This window comes from Priestia sp. SRI_019 (assembly GCF_057586255.1).
Genome location: NZ_JBYCZN010000012.1, coordinates 39855 through 46637 on the forward strand (window position 1 = coordinate 39855; position 6783 = coordinate 46637).

The 6783-nt window shown below is 38.0% G+C and carries 7 protein-coding genes and 1 tRNA gene; 1 reads left to right on the plus strand and 7 read right to left on the minus strand.

The annotated features are described in order from the left end of the window. Positions 1-88: 88 nt before the first annotated feature. From glmM to sigW, 5 genes are all read right to left on the minus strand, one after another. Positions 89-1435 carry a phosphoglucosamine mutase gene (glmM, locus tag AC2YJL_RS26595; protein ID WP_025753441.1) on the minus strand — a complete coding sequence of 449 codons (1347 nt, stop codon included), beginning with the start codon at positions 1433-1435 and terminating at the stop codon, positions 89-91. Between the two features lie 28 nt (positions 1436-1463). Next, the gene (locus AC2YJL_RS26600; RefSeq protein ID WP_251569166.1) at positions 1464-3026 is read right to left on the minus strand and encodes a CdaR family protein; all 1563 of its coding nucleotides are present in this window, start codon (positions 3024-3026) and stop codon (positions 1464-1466) included. After that, positions 3019-3840 (minus strand): diadenylate cyclase CdaA, encoded by an 822-nt coding sequence (gene cdaA, locus AC2YJL_RS26605; protein ID WP_050690781.1) that lies wholly within the window; start codon positions 3838-3840, stop codon positions 3019-3021. The genes AC2YJL_RS26600 and cdaA overlap by 8 nt, the downstream gene beginning before the upstream one ends. Before the next feature lie 192 nt (positions 3841-4032). Then, complete coding sequence (locus AC2YJL_RS26610; RefSeq protein ID WP_050690780.1) at positions 4033-4638, minus strand: anti-sigma factor family protein; 606 nt, start codon at positions 4636-4638, stop codon at positions 4033-4035. Positions 4639-4652: 14 nt separating this feature from the next. Then, positions 4653-5216, minus strand: a complete 564-nt coding sequence (gene sigW / locus AC2YJL_RS26615) for an RNA polymerase sigma factor SigW (RefSeq protein WP_013054969.1) — start codon at positions 5214-5216, stop codon at positions 4653-4655. Positions 5217-5371: 155 nt separating this feature from the next. Here sigW and AC2YJL_RS26620 point away from each other — a divergent pair, with 155 nt between their 5' ends. Further along, the gene (locus tag AC2YJL_RS26620) at positions 5372-5542 is read left to right on the plus strand and encodes an aspartyl-phosphate phosphatase Spo0E family protein (RefSeq protein WP_223260213.1); all 171 of its coding nucleotides are present in this window, start codon (positions 5372-5374) and stop codon (positions 5540-5542) included. 82 nt (positions 5543-5624) lie between these two features. Here the strand turns inward: AC2YJL_RS26620 and rocF are convergent, their stop codons facing one another. Continuing rightward, positions 5625-6524: an arginase gene (gene rocF, locus AC2YJL_RS26625; protein WP_050690779.1), complete on the minus strand. Its 900-nt coding sequence runs from the start codon at positions 6522-6524 to the stop codon at positions 5625-5627. Between the two features lie 163 nt (positions 6525-6687). Beyond that, positions 6688-6763: transfer RNA gene (locus tag AC2YJL_RS26630), tRNA-Ala, on the minus strand. Positions 6764-6783: the final 20 nt, after the last annotated feature.

The following is a 6783-nucleotide window of genomic DNA, read 5'->3' on the forward strand; positions in this document are numbered from 1 at the left end:
TTAGATAATTTCCAAGAATTTTTCTCAACAATATAAAAATATGCATAAGCAGCTTGAAACGTCACCGCTTATGCATATAATTAATGAATTACTCTAAGCCCATTTCTTCTTTTACTACTTCTACGATACGTGTTACATAAGTTTCACATTCTTCTTGTGTTTGTGCTTCAACCATAACACGTACTAACGGCTCTGTTCCTGAAGGGCGTACAAGTACTCGGCCATTACCGTTCATTTCTTTTTCCACTTCTTCAATAACCACTTTTACCTTCTCGTTATCTGTAACATGATGCTTATCTGTTACTTTTACATTTACAAGAAGCTGAGGATATTTCTTCATTTCAGCTGCTAGTTCTGATAAAGGCTTTTTCGTTGCTTGCATAATGTTTACAAGCTGAATAGCTGAAAGCATACCGTCACCTGTTGTGTTGTAATCTAAGAAAATAATATGACCTGACTGTTCTCCACCTAGGTTATATTGATTAGCTTTCATTTCTTCTACTACGTAACGGTCTCCTACACCAGTTTGTGCACTTTCAATCCCGCTAGCTTCTAGTGCTTTATAGAAGCCTAAGTTACTCATAACGGTAGAAACAAGCGTGTTTTTCTTTAAACGTCCTTGTTCATATAAGTATTTTGCACAAATGAACATAATTTGATCACCGTCTACAATCTCGCCTTTTTCATCGATTGCGATTAAACGATCTCCGTCTCCATCAAATGCTAATCCAACATCCGCTCCTTTTTCTTTTAAGAAGGCACTTAATGCTTCCGGATGTGTAGATCCTACACCGTCATTGATGTTTAATCCGTTTGGAGATGCTCCCATTGTAGAGATATCTGCATCTAAATCCGCAAATAAATGTGCTGCTAACGATGACGTTGCCCCGTGCGCACAGTCTAATGCTACATGAATACCTGAGAAGTCTTCATCAACCGTTTGTTTTAAGTATTGAAGATATTTTTGTCCACCTTCAAAGTAGTCATTTACCTGACCTAAGTCTCCCCCAACAGGTCTTGGTAATTGATCTGTTTCACTATCCATTAACGCTTCAATTTCATTCTCTTGGGCATCTGAAAGTTTAAATCCATCTGGACCAAAGAATTTAATTCCGTTATCTTGAACTGGGTTATGCGAAGCAGAGATCATGACTCCTGCTTGTGCGCCAAGTGCTTTTGTTAAATACGCTACCCCTGGAGTTGAAATAACGCCTAGTCGCATAACTTCTGCTCCAATTGAAAGCAATCCTGCAACAAGCGCTCCTTCTAACATATGACCAGAAACGCGTGTATCGCGTCCGATTAATACTTTTGGTCGCTCTGAATCTTTTGTTAGAACGTAACCACCTAAGCGTCCAATTTTAAAAGCAAGCTCAGGAGTTAATTCACTATTGGCAACTCCTCGTACTCCGTCTGTTCCAAAATACTTACCCATTAATTTTCTCTCCTTTATGTCAAAACATTTAGTTTCCTGATGTATTATCTGTCTGTCCATCTACGGGTGTAGAATTTTCATCACTTTGATTACTACTGTCGTCACCAGTTTCTGTACTATCTGTTGGTGTATCTGTATTATCTTCAGGTGTATCGGTCTCTTCGCTTGGTTTATCAGCTGAATCACCTGAATTTCCCGTCCCAGGATTTGTTCCTGTTCCTGTTCCTGATCCAGTTCCCGTGTCTGGCTTTGTTTCTTTACCGCTCGTGCTTCCACTTGTTTCTTTATCTGTTTGCTCATCATTTGTCTCTGATTGTTTTTTCGCTGTTACACGAACTTTTGCCTGTTTAGTCGATAGAGTTGATGTAACAGAGTCGGGACTATTTATTATAATAGGAACCGTGTGCTCCCCGGCAGATAAATTCCCTACATTCGCTGACAAGGTAATGCCGCTTTTCGTTAACTTATCTAAATCAGATTTTGGTCCTTTTACATCCGCATCTACTGAAGTAGGGGAAAGCAGTTCATACGTGTACTTTGAGGATTGACCAGTTAAAGAAACTGGTAAATTCTTAAATGACTTAGTCTCAGCTGCACTTGCGTCCGTTTCTTCTGCGTCTTGCTCATCACCTTGTTTGTCTACTTCCACATGAACGGTAATTTGTTTAGGACTTACACTATCTATTCCGTCTGGAACAGGGACGTTCACCTTAATATCTTTAGATTTCGTAATACCGGTAACATCGACTGGAATATTATCAATTTTATCGATTTTTTCTAAAGAATCAGATGGACCGATAATTTTCACTGTATCTGTTTTAGGCTCTAGCTTCGTAATGTTGACACCGTCGCCTGGCGTGCCTTCTTGAATCACATCGATCGGCACTTTTTTACTAATATTTTTCACTGGAATTGTTACATTGACCGTTTCTGGTTGAACTGTTAAATTCAATTTATTTAAATTCTTGTCTAGTGCGACAACAGTTGCTTGTTTCGTGACTGTTTTTGAAGCATTATCTAAATCAATAATAGCTTTCACATAAGCAACTTGGTCTAATTGACTTGATGCGCCCGTTACCGTGACGGCTCTTGGACTAACGATTGCTTCCCCTGCTTCATATCCATTCTTGACTTTGTTTTTATCATAGCTTGCCTCTACGGAAAATTGCTTTGAATCGCGTTCTTCAATTGTTACGTTTACAATATCAGGCTTAACCACTACGTTTAAATTATCAGAGATATTTCGATACTGAACCTTGACTCTATGCTGCCCTAAGCTTAAATTATCAAGGTCAATATAAGCTTGATAATCTTTTTGTAGCTTTGTTTGAGCCAAAATATTTTTAGGACCTTCCAGTGTCATAATAACCGTATCCGGAACACCTCTTACAATTCTGTTCTTCTCATTATAGGATACTTGAACTGGAACATCTGTTAATGTTTCTACTCCGGTGTTGGCAGAACTGCTTCGGTTCAGAAACTTATTTGATGAACTGGCACCATCATCTAAATTAACAGATAAATATAACATGAAGGCTAATAGCAACGCGATAATTTTCATAACCCACGATCGATTCATCAATTTATCCATTCTTCTTCAACCTCCATTGCCAACGAGTGGAAGAAGTTGCTTTAGAAATTGTGACTAATTCTTTTTCGAGCATTTCTCTCAATGTATCAATTGTCAATTCACGATACAATTCACCATTTTTGGTAACGGAAATGCCTCCAGTTTCTTCAGATACAATGACAGTCACACTATCCGTTACTTCACTTATTCCTACAGCAGCACGATGGCGAGTACCTAATTCTTTTGAAATAAAAGGACTTTCAGATAAAGGTAAGTAACATGCTGCAGCGGCTACTTGATCCCGCTGTAAAATAACCGCTCCATCATGAAGTGGTGTATTCGGTATAAATAAGTTGATTAATAATTCAGAAGAAATATTAGAGTTGAGCGGTATACCTGTTTCAATATAGTCACCCATACCCGTCTCTCTTTCGATTGAGATCAATGCACCTATGCGTCTTTTAGCCATATAATGCGTTGCTTTTATAATCGCCTCAATCGTAACGGTACGTTCATCTTCTTCAGGCAAATTGCTGCGTGAAAACAAACGTCCTCTCCCAAGCTGTTCAAGCGCTCGGCGCAGCTCTGGCTGGAAGATAATAATGATAGCTAAAAACCCATACGTTAACGCTTGGTCCATTAACCATTGGAGCGTATTTAGTCCAAGGAAGTTACTTATAAAGCGGACAACTAAAATCACCGTGATTCCTTTTAAAAGCTGTACTGCTTTTGTACCTCTTATGACCATAATTAATTTATATATGACGAACCATACCAGGAGAACATCAACAATTTTTCCTAAATATGAGAGGATTGGCAGGTCTCCAATAGGCATCTTCTCACTTCCTCTATATATGTAATAAAGATAACATAACCGTTTTATTATACCATAAAACAAAATTACACTGTAAATTACATCTTATTTTTAAATCCTTGTTCCTATATAATGTAGCCTTCTTTTTATATAAATAAAACCGTCCACTATTCCTCTCTAACAAGATAAGCGGACGGTTGTATGTTTCAACTATTAAAAGTCAACAGCTTGTTTGGCATGAGTTTTGACGTTATACCACACCCAGTCAAAAATCTTGTCTAACTCTTCAATATTGCCTGTCACTTCTCCTGCAGAAGCTAGGTACTTATCACCATGTATAACAGTAACATTTCCATCTACTTTTCCTTCAATTTTAATATCGCCATTTCTCACAGTAATATCACCTTCGACGGTCTCACCTTTTGGTACAACGACTGTTTTATCGTGAATGACCAAGTTCGGCTGCTTTGAAACAGAAAAGTCTTCATCCGTTTCCCAAGCTGAAAACACCGTGCCGGACATTAACAGCACAAATACAGCGGCTGCACTAAGAATCGGGTGGTTTGTAAACCATCTATTCATTCGAATTCGATTCTTCTCACGTGGTAACCCAGCCATAACACCTGCTGTAAAGTTCATAGGTAATTCTATATGAGAAGTGCTTTGCACAAATGCAATGGTTCTTTTTAACTGATGCATATGCTGCTGACAACCTTTGCATTGATGCAAATGCTCTTTTAATAATAGTTCATTTTCTTTTGTAATATCTCCATCCAAATGTTCATGAATGAGATTTACATACATTTTTGGACATTTCATTCTTAGTTCACTCCTTACAAGTGGCGAAGTCGATTTCTTAAAGCTTCACGTCCTCTGTGAATTCTAGTCTTTACCGTACCAAGCGGCAGGTCTAAAATATCGCTGATTTCTTTTAACGACAGCTCATCTATATATTTTAGGACAATGACAGTTCGATATTTCTCAGGTAGCTTTAATATTTCCGACTGAATGAATTCTTGCAATTCTACTTGCTCTAGTTCTTCCTCTGGTAAGGCCTGATCGGCAGCTATTTGAGAGTACATATTTAACCCGTCGGTCCCGGCTACTTCTGCATCTAAATAATAGTCTGGCTTTTTTTTACGAATTCGATCAATACAAAGATTTGTAGCAATTCGATATAACCAGGTGGAAAATTTTTTACTCGTGTCATAGCTATGAATATTTACATAGGCTCGAATAAACGCCTCTTGTGCAGCGTCTTGCGCTTCTTCCCGGTTTCCTAACATTCGATAACATAGATGAAAAAGTTTATCCTTGTGATATTCTACTATGTCAGCAAACGCATCCTGGTCACCTTTTTTTACTTTTTTTATTTTCCTTTTTAATAATAAATCCATGTAACGGTTACCTCCGCCCATTGCGGGATAGTATATATACGTGTACTTTATCATAAAGTTTCACTTATGCTTAATTATTTTAACAAAAATTTGTCAAATATGTTTAAAAAGATCGTACGTAGGTTATGTAATTAGTATAGATGAAAAGAAGAGGAGTGGAAAGCTTGACTCATACAAAAGAGAACCTTTTGAATCAAATTGAAGAATGCAGAAATAACATGGTCACTCTTGCAGCAGAAAACCCTTTATCATCACTAACAGTGGTAAGAGTAAGTTCAGAGTTAGATGGTTTATTAAATGAATATGAAAAGTTTTTCTCTATATAAAGAAGCTCTCGAATCCGAACTAAGAGCTTCTTTTTTTTATCTTCATATATGTTTGATGTACCTTTTGGTAGGTACTAATGTTTTATACTAATTTTTCTCCTAAAAGTGAGCCCATTAATGCAACAGCTACAGTAGCTGTTTTATTCCGTTCATCTAAAATAGGATTCACTTCCACAAACTCCGCAGAAGTGATTAGCTGAGATTCTGCCAACATCTCCATAGCTAAATGACTTTCTCTGTAGCTTATTCCACCAATCACTGGCGTTCCTACTCCAGGTGCATCATGTGGATCTAGTCCATCTAAATCGAGTGATAGATGAACCCCATCTGTTTTATCACGCAAATATAAAATTGTTTCTTCCATTACTTTTGTCATACCCATTCGATCTATCTCATGCATCGTATACACTTTAATCCCTTTTTCCTTTATTAGCTCTTTTTCTCCTTCATCTAAAGAACGTGCTCCGATAATCACAATATTTTTCGGCTTGACTTTAGGTGTATAACCGCCAATTCGAGTCAATGCGTCGTCTCCTATACCTATACTTGCCGCCAATGGCATACCGTGAATATTTCCTGAAGGAGACGTATCTGCTGTATTCAAATCTCCGTGTGCATCATACCAAATCACGCCCAAGTTTTGATAATGACGACTTACTCCTGCTAGTGTTCCGATAGCGATGCTGTGATCTCCCCCTAGCACTAAAGGAAACCTTTTATTTGTAATAACATCACTTACGGTCTGAGCAAGCCTCTCGCTAGCATCTGCTACAGCTTTTAAATTCTTTAAGTTTGTATTTTCATCACTATGTACTCGTTCAGCTAAGGCAATTTCAATATTCCCTTTATCTTCTACACTATAGCCAATATTCTCGATGCGTTCAATAACACCTGCATATCGTATCGCACTTGGCCCCATATCGACCCCACGGCGAGTTTGACCTAAATCCATTGGTACTCCAATAATTGAAAGCTTATTCATAATATGTCCCCCCATCACAAATGTTGCTACTCTCTTATTGTAACGGCTAAATGAGCGATGGCTCAACTCGACACTTTTTTGAATATATATACAATTCTAATTTGTAGAAACTGCACAAAAAAACCTTTAAGCAAATTGCTTAAAGGTTATACGTTTATATGTATGGTGGAGCCTAGCGGGATCGAACCGCTGACCTCCTGCGTGCAAGGCAGGCGCTCTCCCAGCTGAGCTAAGGCCCCAAAATCTTTTTTATATAGAA

What these genes read in the sequence shown, in the direction of transcription:
- glmM (WP_025753441.1), bottom strand. Translation starts at nt 1,435, where the DNA reads ATGGGTAAGTATTTTGGAACAGACGGAGTACGAGGAGTTGCCAATAGT.
- AC2YJL_RS26600 (WP_251569166.1), bottom strand. Translation starts at nt 3,026, where the DNA reads ATGGATAAATTGATGAATCGATCGTGGGTTATGAAAATTATCGCGTTG.
- cdaA (WP_050690781.1), bottom strand. Translation starts at nt 3,840, where the DNA reads ATGCCTATTGGAGACCTGCCAATCCTCTCATATTTAGGAAAAATTGTT.
- AC2YJL_RS26610 (WP_050690780.1), bottom strand. Translation starts at nt 4,638, where the DNA reads ATGAAATGTCCAAAAATGTATGTAAATCTCATTCATGAACATTTGGAT.
- sigW (WP_013054969.1), bottom strand. Translation starts at nt 5,216, where the DNA reads ATGGATTTATTATTAAAAAGGAAAATAAAAAAAGTAAAAAAAGGTGAC.
- rocF (WP_050690779.1), bottom strand. Translation starts at nt 6,524, where the DNA reads ATGAATAAGCTTTCAATTATTGGAGTACCAATGGATTTAGGTCAAACT.